20 protein-coding genes are annotated in these 25,899 nt (G+C 59.6%); 10 read left to right on the top strand and 10 right to left on the bottom strand.

Features of this window, described 5'->3' with window-relative positions; all coding sequences use genetic code 11:
- Positions 1-52: 52 nt before the first annotated feature.
- The 4 genes from SFUM_RS09570 to SFUM_RS09585 all read right to left on the bottom strand — a co-directional run bounded on the left by SFUM_RS09570 (position 53) and on the right by SFUM_RS09585 (position 5,743).
- Positions 53-991: a type 1 glutamine amidotransferase domain-containing protein gene (locus tag SFUM_RS09570; protein WP_011698707.1), complete on the bottom strand. Its 939-nt coding sequence runs from the start codon at positions 989-991 to the stop codon at positions 53-55.
- 1,173 nt (positions 992-2,164) lie between these two features.
- A complete protein-coding gene (locus SFUM_RS09575; RefSeq protein WP_011698708.1) occupies positions 2,165-3,046 on the bottom strand; it encodes a thermonuclease family protein in 882 nt (293 codons plus the stop codon).
- A gap of 370 nt (positions 3,047-3,416) precedes the next feature.
- Entirely contained in the window at positions 3,417-4,481 is a 1,065-nt protein-coding gene (locus SFUM_RS09580; protein ID WP_011698709.1) for a phospholipase C/P1 nuclease family protein, read from the bottom strand.
- Positions 4,482-4,504: 23 nt separating this feature from the next.
- On the bottom strand, positions 4,505-5,743 hold the full coding sequence (locus SFUM_RS09585) for an amidohydrolase family protein (protein WP_011698710.1): 1,239 nt from the start codon (positions 5,741-5,743) through the stop codon (positions 4,505-4,507).
- 1,017 nt (positions 5,744-6,760) lie between these two features.
- Here SFUM_RS09585 and SFUM_RS09590 point away from each other — a divergent pair.
- Positions 6,761-8,257, top strand: coding sequence for a serine hydrolase (locus SFUM_RS09590; protein ID WP_011698711.1), 1,497 nt, complete (start codon positions 6,761-6,763; stop codon positions 8,255-8,257).
- Positions 8,258-8,380: 123 nt separating this feature from the next.
- Here the strand turns inward: SFUM_RS09590 and SFUM_RS09595 are convergent, their stop codons facing one another.
- Positions 8,381-8,965, bottom strand: a complete 585-nt coding sequence (locus tag SFUM_RS09595; protein WP_011698712.1) for a GAF domain-containing protein — start codon at positions 8,963-8,965, stop codon at positions 8,381-8,383.
- 740 nt (positions 8,966-9,705) lie between these two features.
- Between SFUM_RS09595 and SFUM_RS09600 the strand changes: the two genes are divergently transcribed.
- Complete coding sequence (locus SFUM_RS09600) at positions 9,706-10,179, top strand: hypothetical protein (RefSeq protein ID WP_011698713.1); 474 nt, start codon at positions 9,706-9,708, stop codon at positions 10,177-10,179.
- Between the two features lie 838 nt (positions 10,180-11,017).
- On the top strand, positions 11,018-13,372 hold the full coding sequence (locus SFUM_RS09605; RefSeq protein ID WP_011698714.1) for a hypothetical protein: 2,355 nt from the start codon (positions 11,018-11,020) through the stop codon (positions 13,370-13,372).
- Between the two features lie 121 nt (positions 13,373-13,493).
- Here SFUM_RS09605 and SFUM_RS09610 read toward each other — a convergent pair whose 3' ends face one another.
- The 4 genes from SFUM_RS09610 to SFUM_RS09625 all read right to left on the bottom strand — a co-directional run bounded on the left by SFUM_RS09610 (position 13,494) and on the right by SFUM_RS09625 (position 19,415).
- A complete protein-coding gene (locus SFUM_RS09610) occupies positions 13,494-15,248 on the bottom strand; it encodes an ABC transporter ATP-binding protein (protein ID WP_011698715.1) in 1,755 nt (584 codons plus the stop codon).
- A 255-nt stretch (positions 15,249-15,503) separates the two neighbouring features.
- On the bottom strand, positions 15,504-15,893 hold the full coding sequence (locus SFUM_RS09615) for a response regulator (RefSeq protein ID WP_049766462.1): 390 nt from the start codon (positions 15,891-15,893) through the stop codon (positions 15,504-15,506).
- Between the two features lie 26 nt (positions 15,894-15,919).
- Entirely contained in the window at positions 15,920-18,529 is a 2,610-nt protein-coding gene (locus SFUM_RS09620; RefSeq protein WP_011698717.1) for an ATP-binding protein, read from the bottom strand.
- Positions 18,530-18,761: 232 nt separating this feature from the next.
- Positions 18,762-19,415 carry an LOG family protein gene (locus SFUM_RS09625; protein WP_011698718.1) on the bottom strand — a complete coding sequence of 218 codons (654 nt, stop codon included), beginning with the start codon at positions 19,413-19,415 and terminating at the stop codon, positions 18,762-18,764.
- A gap of 312 nt (positions 19,416-19,727) precedes the next feature.
- Here SFUM_RS09625 and SFUM_RS09630 point away from each other — a divergent pair, with 312 nt between their 5' ends.
- Both SFUM_RS09630 and SFUM_RS09635 read left to right on the top strand, forming a co-directional pair.
- Complete coding sequence (locus SFUM_RS09630) at positions 19,728-20,000, top strand: hypothetical protein (protein WP_011698719.1); 273 nt, start codon at positions 19,728-19,730, stop codon at positions 19,998-20,000.
- A 73-nt stretch (positions 20,001-20,073) separates the two neighbouring features.
- Positions 20,074-21,243 carry a class I SAM-dependent rRNA methyltransferase gene (locus SFUM_RS09635; RefSeq protein ID WP_011698720.1) on the top strand — a complete coding sequence of 390 codons (1,170 nt, stop codon included), beginning with the start codon at positions 20,074-20,076 and terminating at the stop codon, positions 21,241-21,243.
- A gap of 3 nt (positions 21,244-21,246) precedes the next feature.
- Here the strand turns inward: SFUM_RS09635 and SFUM_RS09640 are convergent, their stop codons facing one another.
- Positions 21,247-21,981: an XRE family transcriptional regulator gene (locus SFUM_RS09640; RefSeq protein ID WP_011698721.1), complete on the bottom strand. Its 735-nt coding sequence runs from the start codon at positions 21,979-21,981 to the stop codon at positions 21,247-21,249.
- 153 nt (positions 21,982-22,134) lie between these two features.
- Here SFUM_RS09640 and SFUM_RS09645 point away from each other — a divergent pair, with 153 nt between their 5' ends.
- From SFUM_RS09645 to SFUM_RS09660, 5 genes are all read left to right on the top strand, one after another.
- Complete coding sequence (locus SFUM_RS09645) at positions 22,135-22,341, top strand: helix-turn-helix domain-containing protein (protein WP_041440238.1); 207 nt, start codon at positions 22,135-22,137, stop codon at positions 22,339-22,341.
- A 181-nt stretch (positions 22,342-22,522) separates the two neighbouring features.
- Positions 22,523-22,789: a hypothetical protein gene (locus SFUM_RS09650; protein ID WP_041440240.1), complete on the top strand. Its 267-nt coding sequence runs from the start codon at positions 22,523-22,525 to the stop codon at positions 22,787-22,789.
- A gap of 71 nt (positions 22,790-22,860) precedes the next feature.
- Positions 22,861-23,079 carry a helix-turn-helix domain-containing protein gene (locus SFUM_RS09655; RefSeq protein WP_041440241.1) on the top strand — a complete coding sequence of 73 codons (219 nt, stop codon included), beginning with the start codon at positions 22,861-22,863 and terminating at the stop codon, positions 23,077-23,079.
- A 296-nt stretch (positions 23,080-23,375) separates the two neighbouring features.
- Positions 23,376-23,543, top strand: coding sequence for a hypothetical protein (locus SFUM_RS23130; protein ID WP_153307210.1), 168 nt, complete (start codon positions 23,376-23,378; stop codon positions 23,541-23,543).
- A gap of 371 nt (positions 23,544-23,914) precedes the next feature.
- Complete coding sequence (locus tag SFUM_RS09660) at positions 23,915-25,576, top strand: hybrid sensor histidine kinase/response regulator (RefSeq protein WP_011698724.1); 1,662 nt, start codon at positions 23,915-23,917, stop codon at positions 25,574-25,576.
- Positions 25,577-25,899: the final 323 nt, after the last annotated feature.

Here is a 25,899-nt window from a genome sequence, read left to right on the forward strand (position 1 = left end):
GCCTTTCCTCCAACCGGATGTACAGTGTAATTGCCGCGGCAATCGACTTTCGTCACGACTGCCTGGCGGTGGCCCAGCCCCACCGGCGTGGACCGCCTGTTTCCAGGAGCTTCACGATCATCTCGCCGGTCAGGACCGAGTCCGGGGTGGAGCGTCCGGTGATGAACGGATAGTCGACGATGACCGATGTCTCGCGGCCGACGTTGGGATGAAACTGCCCGTCGGGGCCGACGGCGTCGCGCAGCATATACTCCAGGGTGTAGAAGGGCGGGCCGAGGTTCACCCAGTTGCCCGAAGCCCGGGTCAGGATCCGCCCCGTTTCCGGATCGAGCACCCCTGTATTGTCCTTGTAGTCGTATTCCTTGGCGTGGCCGGTCACATGCTTTCCCCAGATGATGCTCCTGCTGTCGTCGAAATTGCGGGCCTGGGCAAGGCAGGCGACCCCGTAGCACTCGGCCGCGATCGGCTTGTCCTGCTCCAGGAATCCAAGGATGAGGTCGTGGACGCGGTAGTTGTTCACAAGATCGATCATCGGACCGCTGCCCCCGACGATCAGCAGCGCGTCGAACTCGTCCGCCGTTTCCCGCTGGGCCTTGGCGCGCAACGAATAATAGCGTTCCCACTTCCGTAGCGGCGACTTCACGGTCTCGAGCTCGCCGCTTTCGTCCATGTACCGGATTTCTTCCCTGTCGCTCCAGTAGGGGCGTTCCGGAAATATCGCCGACAGGTTCCTCGGGTTGTCCAGACGCGGGTTCGAAGCGTCTTCGACAGCCTTGACCTTTTCGGCCGTCTCACGGGATGTCACGCTCTTGCCGAGAGGCGGATCCTCGAACTCGGGATCCATGCTGGGAGGCAGAGCATGGGCGCGTCTGCCCGTCGGCGTGCAGAACACGGATCGGTAGCCCGCCCTGTCGAACTGTTCCAAAGGCCCCACAAGTTCCTCCCCCCAAAAACCCCATTCCGAAAGTACGATCAGGATCGATTTGCTCATGTTCGCATTCCTCTGTGTGTCCCTGGTTGAATCCTGTTGTTCGATCGTTTCGGTGAACGAAACGGCAGCTCCACATTGCCTGTCTCCCCGAGCCCTCACCTGTTCGACCCGATGCGCCATGGGACGACGCGGCGTGCCACATCGCCCGCTGCGCCCGCGCACGACGACGCCGCCGGCCACGGCAACTCCGACATCCGATTGCTTACGTGTCGCTTTCCCATGGCTTGCGTTTCCCAATGCAGTCTCACGATGGATCACCGATCCGACGCAACGGCCTCCACTCCTTCTCCCACCAATACGGCAGGCAAACTCCGAGCCTGCGTGCGCACATGATCCTGTTCGGGCCGCGGCCCTTCCCCTTCTCGGCCGACTGTGCCGGTAAGGGCCTGATCACCTGTTCCGCCGTCTCAGCCTCGCGGCAGGCGTTGCGAAAAGCAGATGAGCCGTTTCGCGCGGCAGCAACGGTCCTGTTCTGTTCGTCGATCGATGTGGCGCGTTCGAAACACCTGATGCAGCCGGGTCGTCAGCATGGGGCGGCAAGCAGGATCCACAGGCACGTTCTGCAGCGGTGGTCGGCAATTGGACTTTCCTGTCGAGAATCGTCGCAGTTGGCCTATGTGTCCACCTGCGATCATACTCCGGGTCTCTTGGGGTAAGGTGAAATCAGGAGCGAACCGACATGAGCGTCTCAAATGGAGCACTCAGTCATAGCATGAGTCGAAGAAGATCCTATGGTTTGATGATAAAACACATTGCGATGGTGTCAAGAAGAAAATGTTTAAATGGAATATATTTATTATATTTGTATCAGAACATTCAGGAATATTTAGGAAAATACCACTATATATAGATATGAATATACTAGATATTGAATGAGCTTTCTGCTATAAACAGACCCGTGAAGATTCTGAATATGACAGATATCATATCAATAATTTATGAGCATTGAAATGATCATTTATTACAAATGGCTTTTGCCTGTCAATACACTCCAATGGCTAAGTTTGATAATATACAGAGCGTCATGAATATTTGGGCATTGAGAACGTGTATCGATGACCTGAATCGGTTCGGCCGGGTCGTCTCCGCTCTCCATGGTGCGCATCCAATTACAGCCGCGTGCATGGATGCCCACATCAGATTCGGACCTCCACTCGGTCCCGCCGGCCCCCTCTACTTGGAAACAAACTCAACCGTATTGAGGTCGACCTGGATCTTGATCTGGTTGTTGACCTGCTCCAGGACGTCGCTGAGCCTGCTCTTCAGCCGGCCGCCGTGAGCGGCGTGAACGACGAATTGATCGTTCTCGTGCGGGGAGACCGCGAGGAAATCATCAACGTCCCGTCCCGGCTCAAACTCCCCGCCTGCCCACCGCAGCGCATCGACGCAGCGCCGGAAGACTTTCGGGTAAATGAGGCTCCCCTGCTCGGGGCCGATGTCGTCGAGCGTGTTGACGGTAAAGCGGCTCGTCTTGTCCAATGTCCAGAGCCCTGCTTTCGAATCCCTGGCCTCCTTGTAGGCGGCAATGAGGGCTGACTGGATCTCGAACGAGAGCCCTCCGGAATAGAGACCGAGATAGGCCAGTCCCGTCGTCACGGCGTGGTGATTGTACGTTTCGGCCAGCAGCGAGCTCGTCAGCTTTACATCGGAGCCGTCTTGCGCGTCCAGTCCCTTCAGGACAAAAACGATCGGTCGGCCGTGGCCTTCAAAGGCATCGCACAGGACGGCCGCATCCTGCTCCCAATGGAACCCTGACGGCGCCACCTCCCAGTCCCAACCCGACGGCTCCACGCCCAGCCATCCGAGAAACCCGTTCCGGCTCTCCATGCCGTGTGGCTGGCCGGCTCCGCCGTAGTGGAGCTCGGGCGTATCGATGGCCTGGAGCCGGAGCTGATAGCTTTCTATGCCCCCGGCCTCGCCGGGCGCCGAAAAGCGAGGAAGCCCCTGGAACAGTGACATGTCGTTTGCCGTGAACCGCATGCTGTCGCCGTCCGGTGACTGTCTTGAATGCACGAGCAGCCGTCCCTTGATCAATCGATAGAACCCCAGAGACATGACAACCTCCTGTCGTTGAAGGTGTTACCGGGAGCCGGTTCACCGCCTGCCGAAACCGGCGAAACACGTCCGGCCGGCACACCGGCAGTATGAAACAGCGCATTTGTGCATTTGTCAATCCTCGTCCACCGAACAACCCGCAACAGCGGCTCCGCGGCCGGCTCGTCCCACCTCCTTGGCCGGCACTCCCCGGAGGATTTCCCGTAGCGAACCGGATCGTCAAAACCATCATCCCGCCGTTCACCGCCCGGCTCTGCCCAATGGGCGAAGAAAGCCGAAAGCACGGACTTCGCTTTCGATCACGCCGACATTTCCCTCGGAGAAAGCAAAAAAAGCCTTTCCCGTGATCGAGCAGCTCCCACACCGGTTTTCACCGCAGGCGCAGCGCCGTTTCGAAGAGATAGGCCGTCGCGTAGACGGCCAGGGGAACGGCATTGTTGATTGCGTCATCCCACGGTTTGTAAGAACCGGAAACGAGCCGGCTGTTGCAGGCATCGACGGCATCGTCCACTGCGTTCTCATAGCCGGGAGTCCCCGGCGATTCGGCGTGGAGCCCCGTGGCGATATAGGGGATAAACTCCGTAGCCCTGTGGTAGATCTCCAGTGCAAACTGTTCCGGCTGATCCGGGTTCGATGTCAGGGAGCCCTTGAAGCTGTCGTAGTCCGCCTTGGCGATGACGAACTGCGGACTGTCGTGAACGTACAGGCTCGCGTATTTTTCGAAGAAGTAATGGTCCACGTAAGGGACGGCCGGGTAGTTGCCCACGTGATGGGGCGCGGTGAGGTCCTGCAGGTAGTGGGCGGCCACGCCCAGGTGGAAATGCTCCGGGCCCCCGTTGCGCACCCTCGCGCAATTCTTCGCGAAATTCATCACCGCGTGTTCCCGGATGTCCTCATCGAAACCGTGCCTCAGCTTCTTGACCATCTCCAACACAGCCAGCAACCCCTCCGGGAAGAGGTTCTCGAGGAAATTTCCTTCACCCCCCGAAAAAATCTTTCCATAAAAATGACCTTCGAACACCATGTCCCGCATGTCGCTCTCCGACTCATCCGGGTATGTCGAGTAGCCCAGGAGCTTCGGGAATGCGGCGGGATCCGCGCCAACCAGTTGCAGCGCCTGGCCGGTGATGTACCGATGCGTACTGTACCGGGTTCCGATGATCCGCTTGAACTGCTCGTAGGATTCATGGGTCAGCCTGATCAACTCATGGATATCGTCATAGATGTCGGCGCGGGCGGCTTCTTTGAGCTTGTTCCAGAGAAGCAGCCGGGTCTCGTCTTTCCCCATCCTTGAAACGAGCCTTCGATTGAGGCGAAGGGGCTTTCGGCGGATACCGGCGATCTTCTTCAATCGACCGGCACGTGCGGAGAATTCCTTCAAAGTCTCCTTCAACTCACTGACCGGGACGTCCCGTTGCAGGGTTCTCTTGCTCATGGCCCCCTCCTTTCATCGGCTTGTCATGAATCCCGAAAAGGCTCCAGGTATTTGCTTTGGTACCCGTTCCGAGAAGCGAGAAAATCGGGCAGAAACGTTTTCGTCGCCTCGGATCGGAGAAACCGGACCGCGTTCCGTCCGGTCATGTCATTGAACTGGTTTGGAAAAGCTTCCTTGAAGCGGAGCCAGTAATCCTCGAGCCCGCACTGGAGGGCCGACATATACCAGTCGCTCCCAAGAAGGACCTTTTCCTCGACGCCTTGAATCGTCTCCAGCAACGCCCTGCTGTAGGCTTTCCGGACGTTTCCCACGAGGATTCCATGAAAGGACAGGTCCGTGTACACGTTTTCATGGTCCTTCATGAGCTTCAAAATGGTGTCCGCCCAGTTCTTCTTCCCCGCCGGCAACGGCCCTGTCAGCGCCCGTCTCTCCCATTCCCCGGCGCCGCCGAAATGGGCCAGGTTCAGCTTCAGGTTCCCGTGTTTCGCAAGCACCCCCTCCCAGTGAGACGGATGGGCCATTTCCCGGTAGTATTCCTTGTGTTTGTTCACCCCATGGGCTTTTCTGTTCGAAGTGACGCCGTCGCTCCAGCTGCAATGAGCGGCGATGGGTATGGGGTCCGATCTTCCGGCGGCGCAATACTCGTACAAGTCTTGAAGGTTGCCTTCCACCGCCGGTTCTTCATTGCCGCACGGCTTGAATCCCATGGGCGGATAGAGCTTTACGCCGACGAACCCCTCGTGCTCTATGGCCGCCCGCACGGCTTCAACGGGCCTCGATCTCGGATCGTAAGCAAAAAAGGGCAGCACCCGGCCCCGCGCTTCCGCCGTCACTTCCATCATAATCCGCTTCTGCTCATCGAAACCGCACAGCGGGGAACTCCCTTCGTAGGCGCTCTGCGTATCCATCATCAGAGGAACCCATAGGTCGATGTCATCGGCCTTTTCGATCATATCCGCCACGATTTCGCGAACACTCCTTTTGCCGGCCAGAAAGAACCGGACGAATTGGCCCGGGTGTTCGAGCAGATAGCGGATGCCGTCCTTCTCGGACGGATCCGTGAGGGAGCCGAGCAGTGAATCGAAATCCATGGAAAATCGGCTTCGAAACGCATCGAGGAAGGATATGGCGCCGTCCTTCCCGGCATCGATGAGCCAGTCGGACAGGCGACCCCCGACGACAATGCCGAACCGGCTCTGCAGGAGCCCCTTGACGGGGATGCAATCGTTGTTGAACACATGACAGTGACAATCGATCCTCATGGTCCTTTCCTTCCGTCTCCCGAGCGGAGACCGCCGAAGACGCGAACACCGCTTCCCGGCACGCGTGACGCGCCGCCGGCCCGCACGACGGGCGCGATGGAGTTGCTTTCAACTCATGCAGGGTCCCCGGATTCAAGTGTTCGGACAACATCCACCGGCACGTTCCGCCCGGACGATCCGAAATCCTCTTTTGTACCACGGAATCGTCGCCATCGGTTCATGCGTGCGCTTGTGGTCATATTCGCACTCCATCCGACAAAGGGGCTGTTGGGAGATAGACGGGCTGCGTTCGAGATCGCGCAATGATCCATGCAATGATCTGAAGGAGTATACTTATAAGCCTATTATGCAAACACATCGCAATGGTGTCAAGGATGAAATATTCGATTGGATGAGTTTTCCAATTACCGGCATGTATCTTTGGAATGGTTTTCAGGGCAGCACGGCCAAAGCGTTCAAATCATCCATTATTTGAATGGATTTTATCCGTTGAACCAATTGGATGATCTATTTGACCCGGCGATGGGATCAACATGTTGTTAACAATAGATGGCTATTCGAAAAGGTTTCTTGTACCCAAATGCTTCTTCTGCTCCGAATCGCAGCGACCACGTCCCTACCGGATACTCCCTTCGGAGCCGCGCGGCGCCCTTGACCGAAGATCGCCCGAACCAGTCTGCCGCCCAGCCCGAGGGACGCGCAGCGCATGGCGCGACGTGCGCCGGCGCGCGATCGAACGGGCCCGAACGCGTCGCCGGTGCGGCCCCCGGCTCCTTTTTCGCTTTGAAACGGCCGTGACTCTGCGCTATTTTGATGCAGCAATAGAGCCTTTCCAGGAAGCGTGCGAAGAATGCATTGTTCGCGCTCCGCGGCGCAAGACGGCGCGTGCCTGATCCCTCGGCCCCTCCGCGGGCTGCCGACCGGCACCCGTAGGCGGCCTGCGGGCCTCCCGCTTTCAGTCGCCGTCCGCACGCCGCCGGTCCGACCGAAGCCCTTCTATTCGAGGAGAAGACGCACATGAACATCCGCAGACCACGGCGAATCCGCCATGGGGTCATCGCAACCCTGTTGCTCCTCCAGGTGACGTCGCTGACCGCTCCCGCCGCGGCGGCGGCGCCTTCCCGCCGGGAGGCCATTCCCGCCCCGTCCTCCACCAAGTGGTCCCGCCAGGACCTCAAAACCAAAGTCGATGCCCTGGTTCAACCCGTAATGGACTCGGGATACGCCGTGGGGTATGCCATCGGCCTCATCCAGGGCAAGGAAACGCTCATCCTCGGATACGGCAGAACGGCCAAGGATTCGGGCCGCACGCCGGACGGGCGCACCCTGTTTCAGGTCGGCTCCATCACGAAAACGTTCGTCGGAGTCCAGCTCGCCGACCTGGCCCGCAGGAACATCGTCCGGGTGGATGACCCCATCGGGATGTATCTTCCTGAATTCGTATCCGTTCCCGAATGGGGCGAACGCAAGATCACGCTGCTCGATCTTGCCACGCATCGTTCGGGGCTTCCCGGGCTCCCGGCGGATTTCCTGACCTCTCCCTCCACCGCTACTTTGGGTGGAGAATACACCATGACGCAGCTGCTCAAATGGCTTTCCTCCTACCGGTTGACCCGGGCTCCCGGAGAGCGTTTCGAGTACAGCAACGTCGGCATCGCCATTCTGGGGCATATTGTCGGCAACATTCAAGGCAAAACGTGGGAGCAATCCTGCCTGGATACCATCTGCACGCCCCTCGGCATGAAAGACACCCGCACGGTGCTCACCCCCGAACAGCAGTCGCGTCTTGCCCGCGGACACCGTGCCGACCTGGATCCCGTTCCGCTGGAGGAAATAGGCGTGATGGGCCCCGGCGGGTCATTGATTTCCTCGGTCGAGGATTTGTCCATCTACGTTCGCGCCCACCTGGCGCTCATCGACACACCGCTCAGAACGGCCATGGACATCGCCATGGCGGGGCACGCGAGCGCGGAGCCCATCGGCGAGATGGGCCTGTGCTGGATCCGACTGATACGGCCCGATACCAACGTGGTCTTCTACGTGGGTGACACGTTCGGCTACCTGGCCGCCGTGATATTCGACCTGCAGAAGAAAACAGGCGTCATCGTGCTCGGAAACCAGGACTCGACGGTGAACCAGGACCTGGCCTTTCAGCTCTGGGCGCTCCTGGACGGCAGGCAAGTCGAACCGCTCAAGCTGCGCAAGGCCTCCGAGGTTGCCGCGGATTCACTGATCCCTTACACGGGGACGTACCTGGTCGAACGCAGCGACGACCAACGCAAGGAAAACACGGACAAGACGGCAACCGTGGCATTGTACGGAGAAGGCCTCAAGGTCCTGCTCCCCGGGCAGTTCCGCGCCCGGCTTTTCCGCGAATCCGAAGACCGGTTCTTCCTCAAGGGAGTCTCCGACGCGGTGGCCACCGTGGCTTTTATTCGGGACGACAAAGGGCGAGTGGGCGCCATGAGCATCTTCTACAACGGCCAAACCCGTGTATTGAAAAAGATCCGGTGAGGGGAGCGGCCCCGGGCGCGCCGCACTCCCCCGATCCGATCCCGAATCCGGGCGTTGCGCACGGGATTCAACCGGGACGCGGGACCGCGGCAGGCCGGTCTCGGGGCGGAGCTGCAAAGACGGCTATTCCTCTTCCTTGCGGAACATGCTCTTGATCATTCCGATGCTGTGGGTCTCGTTGATGATGCTCTCGTAGTCCTTCTTGATTCTCTCATACATTCTGGCGTTCTCGATGGCGATCGCCCCCATTTCCGCCAGGGACTGGGCGAAATCGAGCTCCTCTTCCGAAAACTCTTTCGGGCTGCCCGTGTAGAGGCGCAGTACTCCGATGATCCTTCCCTTGAGGTTGAGCGGAACGGACACGATGGTGGCAATCCCTTCTTCGCTCGCCTGGCTCTGGTACTGTGCCCTGGGGTCCCTGCGCGCGTCGCTGAGGACGACCACTTTCCCCTGCATGGCTTCCGCGATACTGCGGGATGCGTCCAAAGGGCCCTTGCGGATGTACTTGTCGCTCAGCCCGTGAGAAGCGAGTAACTCGAGCGTCCGTTTCTTGGGGTTCAGCAGACGGATCGCCGCCGCTTTCACGCCCATGACCTCGACCAGGCTCTTGACCATCAGGTCCATCACCTCCTGCAGATCCAGGGTGGAATTGATCGCCTTCACGACCTTCCGAAACGAATCGAAGTAGGTTTTCTGAAGCGGTGCCATAGGGTCAACCCTCCTCTGGTAGAAGAAACAGCGCATCCGTCGCCGCGATCGGAATGCCCGCGCCGAAGGTCACTCCCCTGATCCCCGCCTCGTTCAACCTGCATGGAGACGAGCCCACCCGGTTCCGTGGAACCCCGTTACAGGTCCTGAACCAGCGGGAGAGAGCGCACCATACCGCCCGAAGCAGTGCCGCCGGATGCGGATGCCGCTCGACGTGCCCACCGAGACAGCCTCGGCTCGGCGGGCCCTTTGCCCTGGTCTGTAAAACACTTCATCCGCCTGAACGGTCCGTATCGGATGGGAAACCGGCATCGCACAATCGAGGGAATTCAGACCCTGACCAAGTTTAACAGAAGATTTCAAGTGAACCTAGCGATTTCATGTACGACAGCGATTTCCTCCATGACCTGCGCCAACGATCGTAATTCCCGCCGGCATGGGCAAGGACGAAGACGTTCAGGCGACATCCCCTCTTTCATGTTCCCGGACCGGAGTCTCCGGTATGCTGGCTGAAATCCCCACACGAATCGCACAACCACTGCTATTACAAGGTATCGCGCCATTTCAACGGAATATCGCGGGGAGAACCTGATGTTTTTAATAGCGATCTGTAAATGAAAATTAAATAGAGACAATATATTTGACGCTGCAAGACCTTGTGGGTATGTATATCGTGAACGTAGTTTCATTCATGTGCTTTTTCATTGAAAGAACAACCGGCAACCGAAGGAGGGCGTCACATGTCAAGCAGCAGATTCCATTCCCCGGCTTTTCGCGGCCTTGTTTTTTCAACCGTGTGCGTGGTCGTCATGGTTTTCGGTCTATTGACAGCACTGCCGGCACCGGCCGCAGCGGAGCAGGCCCAGCCGCCGGCCGAATCGGATTCGCAGGTGGAGGCTGTTGACGGAATCTCTCAATACAACTCGTGTTTCGCCGCGGGTTATGCCGTATACAACGGCCCCATGGGCAGACGCATCCATCTGCGTTGCGGCGCGGCCGCGCCGGGCACGTCAATCGTGTACTTTGCCGTTGCGATAGGTCAGGGCACCCTCGCCAACCCGGTGGCCGACTATTTTCTGACCGCATTCGATACGGCCGTCGCGAACGGAAAGACAGTGTGGCTCTGGTATGAAACGGATCCCGGCAGCGGACCGAAGATCGGCTGCGGGGCCTCGGACTGCAGGATTCTGCGTGGGATAGAAGTGCGCAACTAGCTTCCGGATGCGGGCATTCATACGAAGTTGCGTTCAAGATGGATCTTTCAAGCACAAAAGAGCGGGGGAATGATTCCCCCGCACCCCCCAAGTTTCGGCCACACGCGCAAGCGCGTGAGGCCGAGTGCTCGGCGCTGTCGGCGACTGGCCGTAGGCCGCCGCCGCAGCGCCACACGGAGCCGCGAAGCGGCGAGGGGGTGTGGGGGATACGTCCCCCACGCTTTTAGAGTATCATTTTGAACGCAAATCCGTATCAGTACTGCAATATGCCCGTGATACCGAGCGAATCTCGTCGCGGGCGCGGCGTGTCATGACGCGCAGTGCATGGTTACGGACGGGTATGCTTTCGTATTGCCCGGGAGGGTCGCCGAGCGACGAAGCGAGGACGATCGTCCGTTTCACGGCGGCTCTTCCGGCACGAACAACACTCACCGACATCGGCGCGGCGTGGAAAGGCGGATGCGATGAATTGGCGCGATCGGCGCGAACGAACGTTATTCCATCCTTTTCAGCCAATTACTGCGGTCTGGTTCACCAGGGTCCCGCGAAACCATCCCAAGCATTGCAGCCCTGCCCCCCTCCTGCCCCCAGCATCCGCCGGCGGAAACAGTTCTTCATTGTTATCAATCGACAGCCAAAGTGCAATCCCGACGTACAATTTGAATTGACATCGAAAAGACTGCGCGATAGTTGTGTATTAAATTGTGACGGGATCGCGTGACGCTTCCCTCAGGGTTTTCAGTCATAGCCACTCAAGCCGGTTTCCACGGTGATCCTTGAACGGCACCTGTCCTTTTCCGAAAAATGACCGACCATATGGAACAAAGGAGATTCGCGCATGGATGCCGAAAAGAATGAAAAGTCATCCGCACCGCACAGATGGCGGTTTGCACGGGTGGGGGGCTTCGACCAGGTCCGACTGGAAACGGGCGCGGACCTGCGTTCCCTCGACCAGCTCGATCAGAAACTGTGGGCGAGCCTGAGCTGTCCCACCCATGGGCTCGAACTGGACCCCAAGACCCTCGAACTCATCGACAGCGATGGGGACGGGCGCATCAGGGTCCCCGAGATCCTCGCCGCCGTCAAATGGATCGAGTCCGTCCTGAAGAATCCCGACGATCTGACCCGACGCGCCGAGGTTCTCCCCCTGGCGGCCATCGATGAGAACACCCCGGAAGGCGCCCGGCTCCTGGCTTCGGCAAAGCAAATCCTCATCAATCTCGGCAAGCCGGATGCCACCTTCCTGACCGTCGAGGACACCACGGACACGGTCGCCATCTTCGCCCATACGAAGTTCAACGGAGACGGTATCGTTCCATTGGATTGCACCGACGACGACAGGCTCAGGAACGTCATCACGGACATCATGGAGTGTTTCGGGTCGGAGCCGGACCGCAGCGGAGAACCCGGAATCACCCAGGAAAAGATCGACAGCTTTTACGGGGAACTGCAGGACTATTCCGACTGGTGGCGCACGGCCGAAGAGGATGCGGCCAACATTCTGGCGTTCGGCGACGCAACGGGCGATGCGGCGGAAGTCTTCAAGGCCGTGAGGACCAAGGTGGACGATTACTTCACGCGTTGCCGCCTGGCCGAATTCGACGCGGGAGCGGCCGGGCCGCTCAACCCTTCACCGGAGGAATACCAGGCACTGGCCCGCAAGGACCTCTCGGCCGCCGCCGAGGAGATCGCCGCGCTTCCGCTGGCGACCATAGGGGTCGGCAAGCCCCTGCCCCTGGGCGACGGCGTCAATCCGGCGTGGGCCGATCGGCTCTCCAAGCTCCGAGCGGCCGTCGTGACTCCGATGTTCGGTGAAAAGGCGGCCCTTGAGCCCGGCCAATGGGCGCTCATCAGCGCGAAGTTCGCGGCTTACGAAGCCTGGTATGACGCCAGGAAAGGGGAGGCCGTGGAGAAACTGGGCCTGGACCGGGTTCGGGAGATCCTGGGCGGCGACCTGAAAGGATCCCTCACCGCCCTCGTCGACAAGGACAACGCCCTGGAACAGGAAGCCGATGCCATTGCATCCGTCGACAGGCTGGTCCGGTATCATCGCGATCTTTTCACGCTCCTCAACAACTTCGCGTCGTTCCAGGATTTCTATTCCCCGGGGACCAAGGCCATTTTCCAGACGGGCAGCCTCTACATAGACGGCCGCAGCAGCGATCTGTGCATCAAGGTGGATGACGTTGCAAAGCACAGCGCCATGGCCAATTTGAGCCAGACCTACATCGCCTACTGCGAGTGCAGGCGCAACGGGGATGCGCAGAAAATGAACATTGCCGCCGCGTTGACGGATGGAGACGCAGGCAACCTCATGGTGGGGCGCAACGGCGTGTTCTACGACCGCAAGGGCAACGACTGGGACGCCACCATCGTCAAGCTCATCGAACACCCGATCAGTATTCGGGAGGCGTTCTGGAGTCCCTATCGACAGATCGCCAAAATGATCCACGAACAGATCGAAAAAATGGCGGGCGCCCAGGACAAGAAGCTCAAGGAATCGGCCGCGACGCATGTTTCCGGCGCGGCCACAGCGGCCGAGGCCGGCAAGCCGCCCGCCGAAGCGCCGTTCGACGTGGGGAAGTTCGCGGGGATCTTCGCGGCCATCGGCCTTGCCATCGGCGCCATCGGCACGGCCATCGCCTCGGTCCTCACGGGATTCCTCAGCCTCAGCTGGTGGCAGATGCCCATGGCCATTGCCGGCTTGATGCTTCTCATTTCAGGGCCGTCGATGATCATGGCCTACTTCAAGCTTCGCAAACGCAACCTTGCGCCCATTCTCGACGCCAACGGGTGGGCCGTGAACACGCGAGCCACCATTAACATTCCCTTCGGAAAAACGCTCACCGCCCTTGCGCGGCTTCCCGAAGGGGCGCAGTATTCGCTCGTGGACCCGTTCGCCGAGAAGCAAAGGCCCTGGAAATTCTACATCTTCCTGGCCGTGCTTGCAGTCGCGGCGTTGTTCTTGGTGCAGAAAGGGTATGTGAGCGAGTGGTTGAAAGCGATGAGCGCCAAGCAGGCTACCACTCAAACACCCGCTCCACCTGCGCCGGCACCTGCTCCGGCCGCCCCGCCGGCGGCAGCACCCGCTCCCGCACCTGCCCCCGCGCCCGCTCCGGCTCCCGCACCTGCCCCCGCGCCCGCTCCGGCTCCCGCGCCCGCTCCGGCTCCTGCGCCAGCCAAGGCTCCTTGACGGGACCGGTTGAAGCGACTTTCACCTCGTCCTCCGGAGGCCCTCGCAACGGGGACTCCGGAGGATGGGCGTCACGCCCCGGGCCCCCGCGTCCGGGCGACAATCCGAATCCTCGCAATCTTCACTCTTCGAGTCCGAACTGCGTTCGATACAGGGACGCGAAGAAGCCGTTGGCGCGCACCAGTTCGTTGAAGCTCCCCTGCTCCACGATTTCCCCCGACCGGAGCACCAGGATCTTGTCCGCGGCCCTCACCGTGGACAGGCGATGCGCGATGATGAAAGTGGTGCGCCCCACCATGAGCCGGTTCAACCCTTCCATGATGGCCGCTTCCGTTTCCGCGTCCACCGACGATGTCGGCTCGTCGAGAATCAATATGGGGGAATCCCGCAGGATTGCGCGGGCTATGGTGATTCTCTGCCTCTCCCCCTCGGACAGGGTCGCGCCCTGTTCCCCTATCAGGGTGTCATACCCTTTCGACAGCTTCATGATGGAATCGTGGATCCGGGCGAGGCGCGCGGCGGAAACGATCTCATCCTCGCTTGCCTCGGGGCGCCCGTAGGCGATGTTTTCCCTGACGCTGACGGGAAAGACCAGGGGCGGTTGTAGCACCATGGAAATTTGATTTCGCAACGACTTGAGCTGATACTCCCGGACATCGATTCCGTCGATCAGGACCCGGCCTTCCACCGGGTCGTAGAAGCGGGGGACGAGGCTCACCAGGGTCGATTTCCCGACTCCCGTGGGCCCGACGATGGCCACTTTCTGCCCCGGTTCGATGCGTACGGAGATGTTCTTCAAAACGGGCTGGTCGGCGACATACCGAAAAGACACCCCTTCCACGAGGATCTCCCCTCTCGCCCCCTTTTCGGGGAAAACGCGGCTGCCGTCCTTCAGGTCCCTTTCGACATCCAGGATTTCGAACACGCGCCTGACTCCGACCTTGGCCGTTTGAATGACCCCCCAGGTCTGGCTGAGCGTGTTGATCGGGGCATAGAGGGAGGCGAGATACGCCGTGAAGACGACGATTTCTCCGACGCTGAGGCTGCCGGAAAGTACATGCCTGGCCCCGATGTACAAGACCAACGCCGTGCCGAGGGCCATTACGCCGTTCACGACCCCGGAATAGAAATTTTCGAGCGTGAAGAGGCGCAGACTGGCCCCGAGACTTGCGACACTGGCCCTCATGAATTTCCTGTGCTCCTCCTCCTCCTTCGTGAAGGCCTGGATGATCCGTATGGCGGACATGGCCCTCTGCACCACGGAAAAGACTTCACTTTCCCGTTCCCTGAAATAGGTCGCCGCTTCGGTGATCTTTCGGCTCATGAGAGAGATGGTGATGACCAGCGCGGGACAGATGGCGAGCGCCAGCAGAGTCAGCAGCCAGTCGAGCCTTATCATGACGAGGAACATCATGACGAGAAAAGCGGTGGCGGTCACGACGGGGAAAACGCCGTTCATCGTGATGGCCTGGATCGAGTAGGTGTCCGAGGTGATGCGGTAGAGCAGATCGCCCACCCGGCTCCTGCTGTGAAACGCCAGAGACAGGCGCTGGAGGTGGCTGTATAGATCGCTCCTGAAATCGTTCACCATGCGCTGCCCGATCCTGATGGTGGTGTAGTTGTTGAGAATGCTCAGGCCGCCCAGGAGCAGGTAGATCAGCACAAGACCGATGCAGGAGAGGACCAGGATCGTCTCGTTGTCGAAGGTCGCCGCAAATGACCACGCCAGAGGCTTCCCGCTCAGCACGTTGTCGATGACCACCTTCAGAGGCCATGGCTTGAGAATCTCGAACGCGCTGATCAGAATGACCTGGAACAGCGCCATGGTGAAAGGAATACGGTAGGGCCACAGGTATCTCAGAATTTCTCGTCTCATTTTGCTTCCTCACCCCCGTGGGGAATCACAGCGACGATCGACTCCCCGTCAATCGGCCTGTCGCCCGTTCAACAACACTTCAGGCCGTTCGCATTCGCAGCGGGGATTGGGCGCAACGAGGCCGGCTCCCTCCTGCATCTTCTTCGGATCAGGCGGTCTCCCCGGAGCGGACACCGGAGGAAACATTCACCCGTACTTCGGAACAGGCGCTTGCCCCCGGAACTCCGGGGCGATGAAACGGGCGGGCACGCCACCTTACTCTGCAAGCCAACGCTGAGCCAATGACTTCATGATTTGGACCCATTCGTCGAAAGTGTCCGGTTTGGTGATGAACGAGTTCGCTCCCGCCTCCCTGGTAAAGGTCATGTCACGGCCTTCCCGGGAAGTGGTCAGGATGACGATGGGGATATGCTTCAGGGCCGGTTCGGCCTTGATTTCCACGAGCGCCTCGCGGCCGTCCTTGCGAGGCATATTGAGGTCGAGCAGGATCAGCCCGGGCAGTTCTTCCGCTACGGATCGCACGCGCTCCGAAAGGTACTCCATAAGCTCGATCCCGTCCTTGACACACGAGAAGGCACCCGCCGCTCCGCTGGCTTCGAAGGCCTCGGTCGCCAGCATGCAGTCCTCGACATCGTCATCGGCCATCAACACCGCCGGACCATCTTTTCCTCTCAATGTCTTTCCTCCGGCCCGTGCTGTCTCACGGGCAGTCTGATAATGAACGTGGAGCCTTTCCCGGGCTCGCTCTCGACCCGGATATTTCCCCCGTGCCGCTCGACGATTTTGCGGCATATGGCGAGCCCCATCCCAGTCCCTTCGTACTCGTCGCGGCCGTGCAGTCGCTGAAAAGGCTTGAAAATCCGTTCCGCATAGTGTTGCTCGAACCCGATGCCGTTGTCCTCCACGTGAATTTCACACCCCCCTTTGTGGTCGCACTTTGCCGAAATTTTGACTTGAGGGCTTGCCGCGCCGCAAAATTTCAGCGCGTTGCCGATGAGGTTTTGAAAGAGCCGCAGCATTTGGGATTCATCGGCTTCGATGGTGGGCAATTTCCGGATTTCGATCAACCCGCCCGCCCGCTGCTCAAATACATTCGCCGCTTCCCGCACCACTTCTCCGAGCTGAATCTCCTTGAACGGCTCTTGTTTCGCCGCTACTCTCGAATACTGGAGCAAGTCGTTGAGAAGGCGGCGCATCCGATCGGCCGAACGGAGCATTCTTTCGAGAAAACCCAGTCCGGCATCGTCCAGGCACGGCGCACACCGTTTCTGGAGCAGGTCGCCGTAGGTCTTGATCTTGCGCAATGGCTCCTGGAGGTCGTGTGAAGCCACGAAAGCGAATTCCTCCAGTTCCTGGTTGATCAGCGCGAGGCGCTCCGCATACGCTTTGAGCTCATCCTCGGCTTTCTTCCTGCCGGTGATGTCGCGATTGATTTCGAGGATCCCCACCGGCTGACCCGAACCATCTCTTTGCAGAGCCCAGCGACTATTCACCACGACACGTCTTCCATCCTCGGCGGTGTGAACCAGTTCGCCTTCCCATCCGTTTTCCTTCAGGAGCGTGGCCTTTATTTGCTCCCAGGGGAGCGGAAACCGGGTTCCAAGAAGCTCGCGCACCGGCTTGCCCAGTGCCTCGCTTTCACTCCAGCCGTAGGTCTCCTCGGCCCCCCGGTTCCAGAAGACGACTTTCTCATCCGCATCTCGAACCAGGATGGCGTCGTGGGCCAGATCGAGCAAAGCCGCCTTCTCTCCCAGCTGCTTATTGGCGTTCACCAGCTCCGCCGTCCGCTCCAGAACCCGCCGCTCGAGCTCGTCACGCGACCGGCGCAACTCCTCCTCCATCCACTTGCGCTCCGAGATGTCCCGGAACAGGGCGGTCAAATGTTCGGGACCGGGATAGACGAAGATCTCGATCATCCGGCCCGTGACCACCGACGCGGCTTCCAGGTACTGGGATTCCCCCGTTTCCAGGGCACGCCGGTACGCGGCCTCGAAAACACTGCCCGCGACTCCTGGGAATACGTCCAGGATGGAACGCCCGGCCACCTCCTCCCTCGTCTTTCCAAAATAGGCGAGGGCGGCATCGTTGATGTGCGTGAACCGCCATTCCCGGTCCAGGGTGTAGAAGCCGTCGGCGATGCTGTCCATGATGGCCGTCAGGCGTCGTTGTGCCTCGAGCAGGCTCGTTTCCCTGGACCGCAACGTCTCGGCCATCCTGTTGAACGAATCGGCGAGCTCCCCGAGCTCGGCGGGGCCGACGGCCGGCGCGGGCTCGCCCCCCTGTCCGCGCCCGATGGCCAGGGCGTGGTCACGAAGCCGCTTTACCGGGATGGAAATGGAACGGGACAAAAGAAGGGCGACGCCGAACGCCGCCAGGTTGATGACCAGGAAGATGACCGTCTGAGTCAGAAGAGTGGAGGTGATCGCCGCAATGGCAACCTCTTCCGTGCGCCCGGCGGTGGCCGCCCAGCCTATGGATGAAATCGGGGTGAAGCCGACCAGGCGTCTCCTCTTTTCATAATCCGCGTATACCGACGCGGTGATTTCTTTGCCTTTGAACACCTCCACGTACTCCGGATACTGCCTGAGCCATTCGCGCTCTTCCCACGAGACGTCTATGGCCGGATATCGATAGACCAGCATGCCCTTGTGGTCGACCAGTGCAAGACCTCCGCCCTTGCCTCTCTCGACCGAGAGCACCGAGTCCAGCTGCTCGGGGCTGACCGTGGCGACCACGACGCCGAGCAGAACGCCGCTTTCGTCGCGAATGCCCCTAGAAATGCCAAAGACCGGTTTGCCGGTCGTCCTTGCCTTGACCAGTTCGCCAACCGTCCATTGCCGCCCGCTCAGAATATCGCGAAAATAGGCCCGATCCCTGTTGTTTCTCCCCAACATGGCGGAGTTGCTCGAATGACGGAAGACGCCGTCCGGTTCCACCCAGGAGAAATCGCGCACGGCCGCGTAGCCCTGCTGGCTTTTTTCCAGAAGCCGCGTGATGTCCGTCGGGACCATGGGCCGGGAAGAAGTGATCGCAAGCCCGAGCGCCAGCTCTTGATGGAGGACGTCCTGCACGAACGATTCGAACGTCTTCGCCACTGCGCGGGCAAGCTCGAGGTTGGCCTGCAACTCGCGTGCACGGCTTGCCTTGAGTTGGTCATGGAATGAATAGGCTTGAACGAGCACGGTCGGGATGAGCAGAACCAGGAGAAGGAGAACAAGTTTGCCCCGGATGCTCTGCCAAAACCTACCCCGAGGTATCATGAATTCGGGCGAAGTCGCCATTTGGTTCTGCCCTCACCGGACCGGCCGATCATAGAGAACTCGATCCCGACCGCACGGCTGCGCCGATTGGGGAATCCAGGCAATGACTGAACGCTGTGGGAAAATTTGAACGACTGCTTGTCCTGGGGCACAGGAGAAGAAAAGACCGGGGAAGCAGCCCCTGCGGCGCCCCGTTTCCTGATGGGTCGACCCGTTTATCGGCGCAAAGACGGGTTGCCGGTGCACGTCGAGATCATACGATCACATACCGCTTGATCGTGTAGACCACTTCATCGGGATCGTCCAGCACGGTCACCAGGTCCAGGTCTTCGCGCGAAATATATTTGCCCGACAGCAAGACGTTGCGTATCCAGTCCATGATCCCGGACCAGTGGTCCCGGCCCACCAGAATGACGGGAAACGGCTTGATGCGCTTGGTCTGAATCAGAGTCAGGGCCTCGAAGATTTCATCCAGGGTGCCGAACCCGCCGGGCATCCCGATGTAGGCCTGGGCATACTTGACGAACATCACTTTGCGCACGAAAAAATACTGAAAGAAGAGCCGGGTGGTGGCGAAAGGGTTCGGTTCCTGTTCGAGCGGCAGCTCGATGTTAAGGCCCACGGACTTTGCCCCTCCCTCCTTCGCCCCCTTGTTGCCGGCTTCCATGATGCCCGGACCGCCCCCCGTGATGACGTGGAAACCGCTCTGGGCGAGCTTGCGGGCGATGGTCACGGTCCGTTCGTATATTTCGTCGCCCGGCCTGACCCTGGCCGAACCGAAGATGGATACGGCCGGGTAGAGATCCGCCAGGGATTCGAAACCGTCCACGAATTCCGCAAGGATCTTGAACAGGCGCCACGAATCATGAACGGTTATGGCATCGATGAGATATTGTTTTTCTGGCATGGGTCTCGTCCTTTTCACCATCACTGCGCTACGAACGGTTACACGATGAATGGTTCCGATGAATCTGAGCCGGGGGGTTCTATATTAGGAAGAGTAGAGCGGGAAATCAAGGACTATGGAGGCTTTTGGGCCCTGAATCGGATCATGGGAGCGCCATGGCGAAATATTTGGACAAATGGATTGAATCGCTATGCGAAATAAGCTATTTAGCGCTATGAATTGTTCTCGGCACGTCGCGATCAGTGCCTTCTCATTCGAGACCCTCCGAATAGACCCGGTGGGGCTCTTAATTCATAATGGAGGCTGGTGCTTATGGAAATGAAGGATTTCGTTAAGGCGGCCTTGAAAAAGGTGACTCAGAAAGTGAAAGACGGGTCCCTCGACAAACGGGAAGAAGGCTACGGCGATTCCGAGGAGATGCTGCTCGACTGGATTTGGATCGAGTTGAAGGAAGAGTCCCCGGACAAGGATGCGGTCATCGGCATGGACCTCGACGATCTCTACGAGGTCATTGAAAGCTCCGCCGATATGTATGAAGACTACCATATCCTTCTGGAATCCGTGAGAACCGACGGCAATCCATGAGACCGGGCGGAAGAACCGTTCATTCGAGCGCCTTGCGGGGCGCTCTTTTTGTTTGCGCCGTGAAGGACACACAATGCAGCCTCTTTTCTTGCTCCCCGGACGTGAGAAGCGAATCCTCCAGGGACATCGCTGGGTGTTCAACAACGAGATTGACGGACGGCTCCCCGACTTTGAACCGGGGAGTTGGGTCGAAGTGTTCTCATCGAAAAGAGTCCCGCTCGGCCGCGGTTACATCAATCCCCGATCGCTCATTGCAGTGCGGCTGGTGACCGGCCCGGGTCAGGAACCGACCCGGGAGTTCTTCTCCGAGCTGCTGCGCAGAGCCGAGGAAAAACGCACCCTGCTTTACTATCCGGGGTCCACCTGCCACCGCGTCGTCTTCGGGGAATCGGACGGCATCCCGGGCCTGATCGTGGACCGTTATGGCGACGTGCTCGTCATCCAGGTCACCACCCTGGGGATGGCCCGCATGCAATCGCTGATCCAGGAGCTTATGGTGGAACTCTTCCGGCCGGCAGCCATCGTCTGCCGAAACGATACGTCGGTGCGCAGGCTCGAAGGCCTCCCGCTGGAGAAGGGGCTCGCGTTCGGCGAGCTCCCGGAAGACATCCGGGTGAACATTGACGGTCTCGAGCTCCGGGTAGACCCCCTGGGAGGCCAGAAGACCGGCCTGTTTCTCGACCAGAGGGACAATCGCCGCGCCCTGCTCCGCTGGATCGGAGGCAAGCGCGTTCTGGACCTGTTTTGCTATACCGGTGCCTGGGGACTCGCCGCCGCCCGCGGAGGTGCCTCCCGAGTGGTTGGGGTCGACGCATCCGCAGAAGCCGTCGACCAGGCGCGTTCCAATGCGGCGGCAAACAACGTGGCCGACCGGTGTGAATTCATCCGCTCGGAGGCCCTTCAATACCTTAGAACCCTGAGGAAAGGCGACTTCGACGTCATCGTCCTCGATCCTCCGGCCTTCGCGAAAACCAAGAGCGCCCTGCCGGAGGCTCAGAAAGGATACACCGATTTGAACCGTCGGGCGCTCCTCGCCCTTGCCCCGGGGGGCCTGCTGGTCACCTGCTCGTGCTCCTACCACATGAGCGAGGAGCTCTTCGCCCGAGCTCTGCTGCAGGCAGCGCGGGCCGGCGGCAGACAGCTGCGGCTCATGGAATCGCGCGGCCAGGCGCCGGACCACCCGGTCCTGCTCGCCATGCCCGAAACCCGCTACCTCAAATGCTGGTTCCTGGAAGTCGTCTGACTCCTATTCAAACTCCCTGCCGACCCACCGTATGCGGCCCAGTATGTGATTCCTGAGCGGCTTGCCCGGGTCGAGCGCAAACTCGAAGGGGCGAAAGGCCGCCGTGTTGTCCGAGAGGCAGACCAGCCGCGGACAATCCCGGCCCCCGCTCAGCGCCAGTCGCCTGAAGGCCGTGGCGCCGTCCGGCAGAACCACCAGGTAGATGCGACCGGAGAGCACCCGCATTCGCTCCGCCTCGTCGCTGTCCACCAGCGCCACATCCCCCTGATTGACCGTCGGAAGCATGGCGTCCCCCTGCACCCGGATCAGGAAAAGCCCTTTCTGTCTCCGCTCTCCCTCCCCCACCAGCTTCTCCAACCACCAGAGCTTGAATGGATAGTGGTCCTCAATGTCTCCGAACAGAATTTCTCCGTCGGGTCCCGTGGACACCCGGGACTTGAGCAGCGGGATGAGGGTGTATTCCACGGCGCGCTTTCCGCCTCCCGAAACGTCGTACGGACCTCCGTCCCCAAGCAGGAGCCAGGACGCGCTGACCGAGAAATTGCGGCACACCTTCTCCAGGAAAGTTCCGGTGGGAGAAGTCGCCTCATCCCGGTAATTGACCAGCGTGTTCTTGGACACCTGCGTGCGTCGGGCAAACTCGGCGAGGGATAAACCAGAATTCTGGATTATTTTTTTGAGCCTCACCGCCATTTCGGTATTTTTTTTGGATTTTAATTGGCTTTTGACCGTCGACATAGACCCACCTCAATATGTATCTATTTGTATTATTGACACATTATTCCATAAAACCGCTTCTCCTCCAGACCAAAAATTTTATTTGACTCACCAATATTTTATTGATAGCATCGCGGCCAATCCCCCCCCCGGGACATCCAATAGGGAGGAATCATGTCTCCGTTCGAGATCAGGATCGCCCTCCTCCGGGAAGGCGTTTCCATGAGGTCCATTGCGCGCAAGCTGGGAGTGTCGCCCAACTCGGTCTCGCTGGTAGTGAACCGGCGCATGGTCAGCCGGAGAATCATGTCCGAAATTGCGCTCGCAATCAAATCGGAATTAACTGGAGTCTTTCCCGAGCAGTTCGGAAAGCGTCGTTAGTCTTCCCCTTCCGAACGAAGCTTAGCAGGCGTCAGGTTGCCATGTCAACCTCAAACGACATAATAATTGGTTCGATTAAAAAAGAATAACCATTATTTTGGTGATAAGCGCCGTGACGTTTCATGATCACAGCAGAAACAAACCGAAGCATCCTTCACCTCCAACGCACAAGGAGCCCTCTATGGAACGCGTCAGAAAATGTCGGTCGTGCGCCCGGGAAGGAAAGATCATCGGGCATGGCCTGTGTCCCGCCTGCTATCACCGGGAAAGACGAAAAAAACTCGCCCTGCGCCGCTCCAGCCCCGACGGCGGATTGATCGTCAGGCTGGATTTCCAGCCCATGGCTCATCTTCTGGAGGAAATCAGGAAGCGTGCGGGCCATGAGCTCCGAGACGTGAACCTGCAGATCCTGTGGGAGCTCAGCAAGAGCCTCGGGGCGGGGGTTTGAATCGGTTCGGGGCGAGCGGGGCCATGCCTCGCCCCTTGCCCGGCACAATGCTTCGCGCGAAGGAAAACGCCATGACCAGGGTCGGCCACAGGGGCAGAATGCGGGACCATGCCGTGATCCTGCAAAGACTCCTCAAGGAACACAAGCGCATCTCGCTCGCTCGCATCGCAGAGGAACTCGGCGCCAGCGAGCTCACGGCTCGCAGGTGGATCGATTCTTTCAGCTGTGTCATGCCCATCAGGCTGGAGAAGGGGATCGTCATCGTCGAAGATTTCAGGCGGCGCGAGTAGGCGGCCGTCGGGCAACCGGATATTGGGCACTGATCGGGTGAGCGCCGGCGGAAGCTCCGGGGCGCTCGCCCGACGGTCGCGATGCCTTCCAGGCAACCGCGGAATTTTGTCCTGTATTCGCCATGCGAAAAGGAGTATTAAGGACGTGAGCCCCATGGCCGTTTACCGCGCCCCTCGGTTACGGGCATCCGAGAAAACGGTCGTTTCGGGCTGATTTCCGCAGACCGGCCGCGGGCAATTACATTCAAGGCCCGGCTCGGGATGCCCGCATCGAGCGTTTCAACCGGAGGGTACACATGATTCGCCTGATTTGCGGAAACGATTTGACCCAACTTGGCATCAAGACCTGTGAGGGCCTGAACATCAGCGCCTTCCTGGACCATATCGATTCCTGCGACAAGTGCTCCCAATCCAAGGAATCCCTCATCCGCGATCTCAACACCCTCATCGGGGGAGAACGCTGACGGGGTCAGCATCCCTTTCCGAACAGCCGCTTCGATTCCCATCCAGAGCTTTCGAACGATGTGCAGCCGTCCGGCGCGCCGGCATCGCAAGAGCATCGGTGCCCCGTTCGATGCGAGGCTTCGCGTCCCACATGGAGTGCCGGGAACGTTCAACCCCGGTGCGTTTATTCCCGCGAAAGTCTGCGCATCTCTCCGGCCGCGGTCATGACCGAGCCGTCCGCAAAGGAGCGGCACGGAATGAGAGGGCTCGGCCTCAGTCCGGCTCGCCGACGCGCACTCATGGGTTGTCTGCTCGTGAAATGTGCGGTAATAATCATCATCTTCAGCGGCCGGGGATGAGTTGACGGTTCAATCGAAAGGACGGATCGGTCATGGACGTTGACAGAACCAGGGTCCTGTTGATCGAGGACGACGAAGACGACTTTGTGCTCGTTCGGGACATGCTCTCGGAAGTCACGTTCTCCAGGTACGAACTCGAATGGGTTCGGACCTTCGACGCAGCATTGGAAACAATCCTTCAATGCCGGCACGACGTCTGCCTCCTGGACTATCTGCTCGGAGACCGCAACGGCCTGGATCTGCTCCAGGAGGCGATCGCCAGGGGATGCCGGTTCCCGATCATTTTTCTCACGGGCTACGGAAACTACGAAATCGACCTCAAGGCCATGAAATCGGGAGCGGCCGATTACCTGGTGAAAGGGCAACTCACCGGACCCATCCTGGAACGATCGATCCGTTACGCCGTCGAACGCAAGCAAGCCGAAGAAGAACTGACCAAGTACCGCCAGCACCTCGAGAAGCTGGTCGAGGAGCGGACCCGCCAGCACGTGGAAGCCAGGGCGGACGCGGAGCGCCGGGCGGCGGAGGCCGAGGAGGGGCGTCGCATCCTCCACGCCTTGATGGACTACGTGCCGACGGGTATTGCCATTGCCGACGCATCGGATCTGACCATACGCGCCGTGAGCAATTATGCGCTCGAGCTGCAAACCCGCCTGTACGATCACCCCGGGGACGCGAACGATCTGAAGGACCCGGCGCAATGGATCCTGTACGGTCCGGACGGCCGGACCCGGCTGAACACGGAGGAACTGCCCCTGGTCCGGGCTACCCGGGATGGAACGGTGATCATCGACGAAGAGCTGATCATGGGCCACCCGGGCGGTGAGCAGATTCCGACCATGTGCAATGCCGGCCCGATTTTGGACAACAAGGGCAACATCACCGGGGGGATATCGACGTGGCGAGACATCAGCGTCCTCAAGGCGGCCCAGGACGTGCTCCGCAAAGCCAACGACGAGCTCGAACGCCGGGTCGAGGAACGCACGGAAGAGCTGGTGCAGGCCCTGGAATCCTTGAACCGCTCGAAGGGACAGCTCCGGTTTCTTTCCGCTCAGCTGCTCAAGGCGCAGGAAGAAGAACGCCGCAGAATTGCCCGGGAGCTCCACGACAGCATCGGATCGGCGCTCAGCGCCATCAAGTTCAGCCTCGCCAACACCATGGAGCAGATGAGGAAAGGCAAGACCGATCCCGAGACTTTCGTCACTCTCATGAACATGACACAAAACGCCATCGACGAGTCGCGCAGGCTGATGACCGACCTGAGGCCGTCGATCCTGGACGATCTGGGCATCGTTGTTACCGTGCGATGGTTCTGCCGGCAGTGCCGGCAGGTGTACACGGCGGTCGACATCGAAGAGCTGATCGACATTGAAGAAGAAGATGTGCCGGAACCGCTCAAGATCGTCATTTTCCGGATCCTTCAGGAAGCCCTGAACAACATGGCCAAATACAGCCGGGCCAGCCAGGCGACCGTCTGCCTCGAAAAGACGCACGAACGGATTCAACTCACCATAGAAGACAACGGCATCGGTTTCGATCCCGATTCCATGATCTCCAAGGACGAAAGCACCAGGGGCCTGGGACTCACCAGCATGAAGGAACGCGCCGAGCTCTCCGGAGGCCGTTTTCAGATCACTTCCGCTCCGAGCCGGGGCACAACCGTTAGCGTCACCTGGCCGCTGGCCCGGATTTAGGCCCGCGGCACGACGATTTCGACGAACGTGCCGGAAACCTTGTTGCCAAAACGGCGTCTCCGGCAGGGCGGCCATCCTTGTGGACGTCAAGCGCCCAGGCTGCGAACACAGTCTTTCCACAGGCATCCGATCCGCCCGGCCGGCCGACAGTCCCCTTTTTCCATTTCTCTCCCCAACCTGCTCACCCTCTCCATCGGAACATCCCGGGGCGATCCAGTAATACGAAGTTACCTAGAAAATAGACTCCCTCGGGAGTCTGTTTTCATGCTTCGCGGGTGTCGCAGGGGGCATGGATAATTGCGTTCAAGATGGATCTTTCAAGC

It is taken from the genome of Syntrophobacter fumaroxidans MPOB (assembly GCF_000014965.1).
Classification (GTDB): domain Bacteria; phylum Desulfobacterota; class Syntrophobacteria; order Syntrophobacterales; family Syntrophobacteraceae; genus Syntrophobacter; species Syntrophobacter fumaroxidans.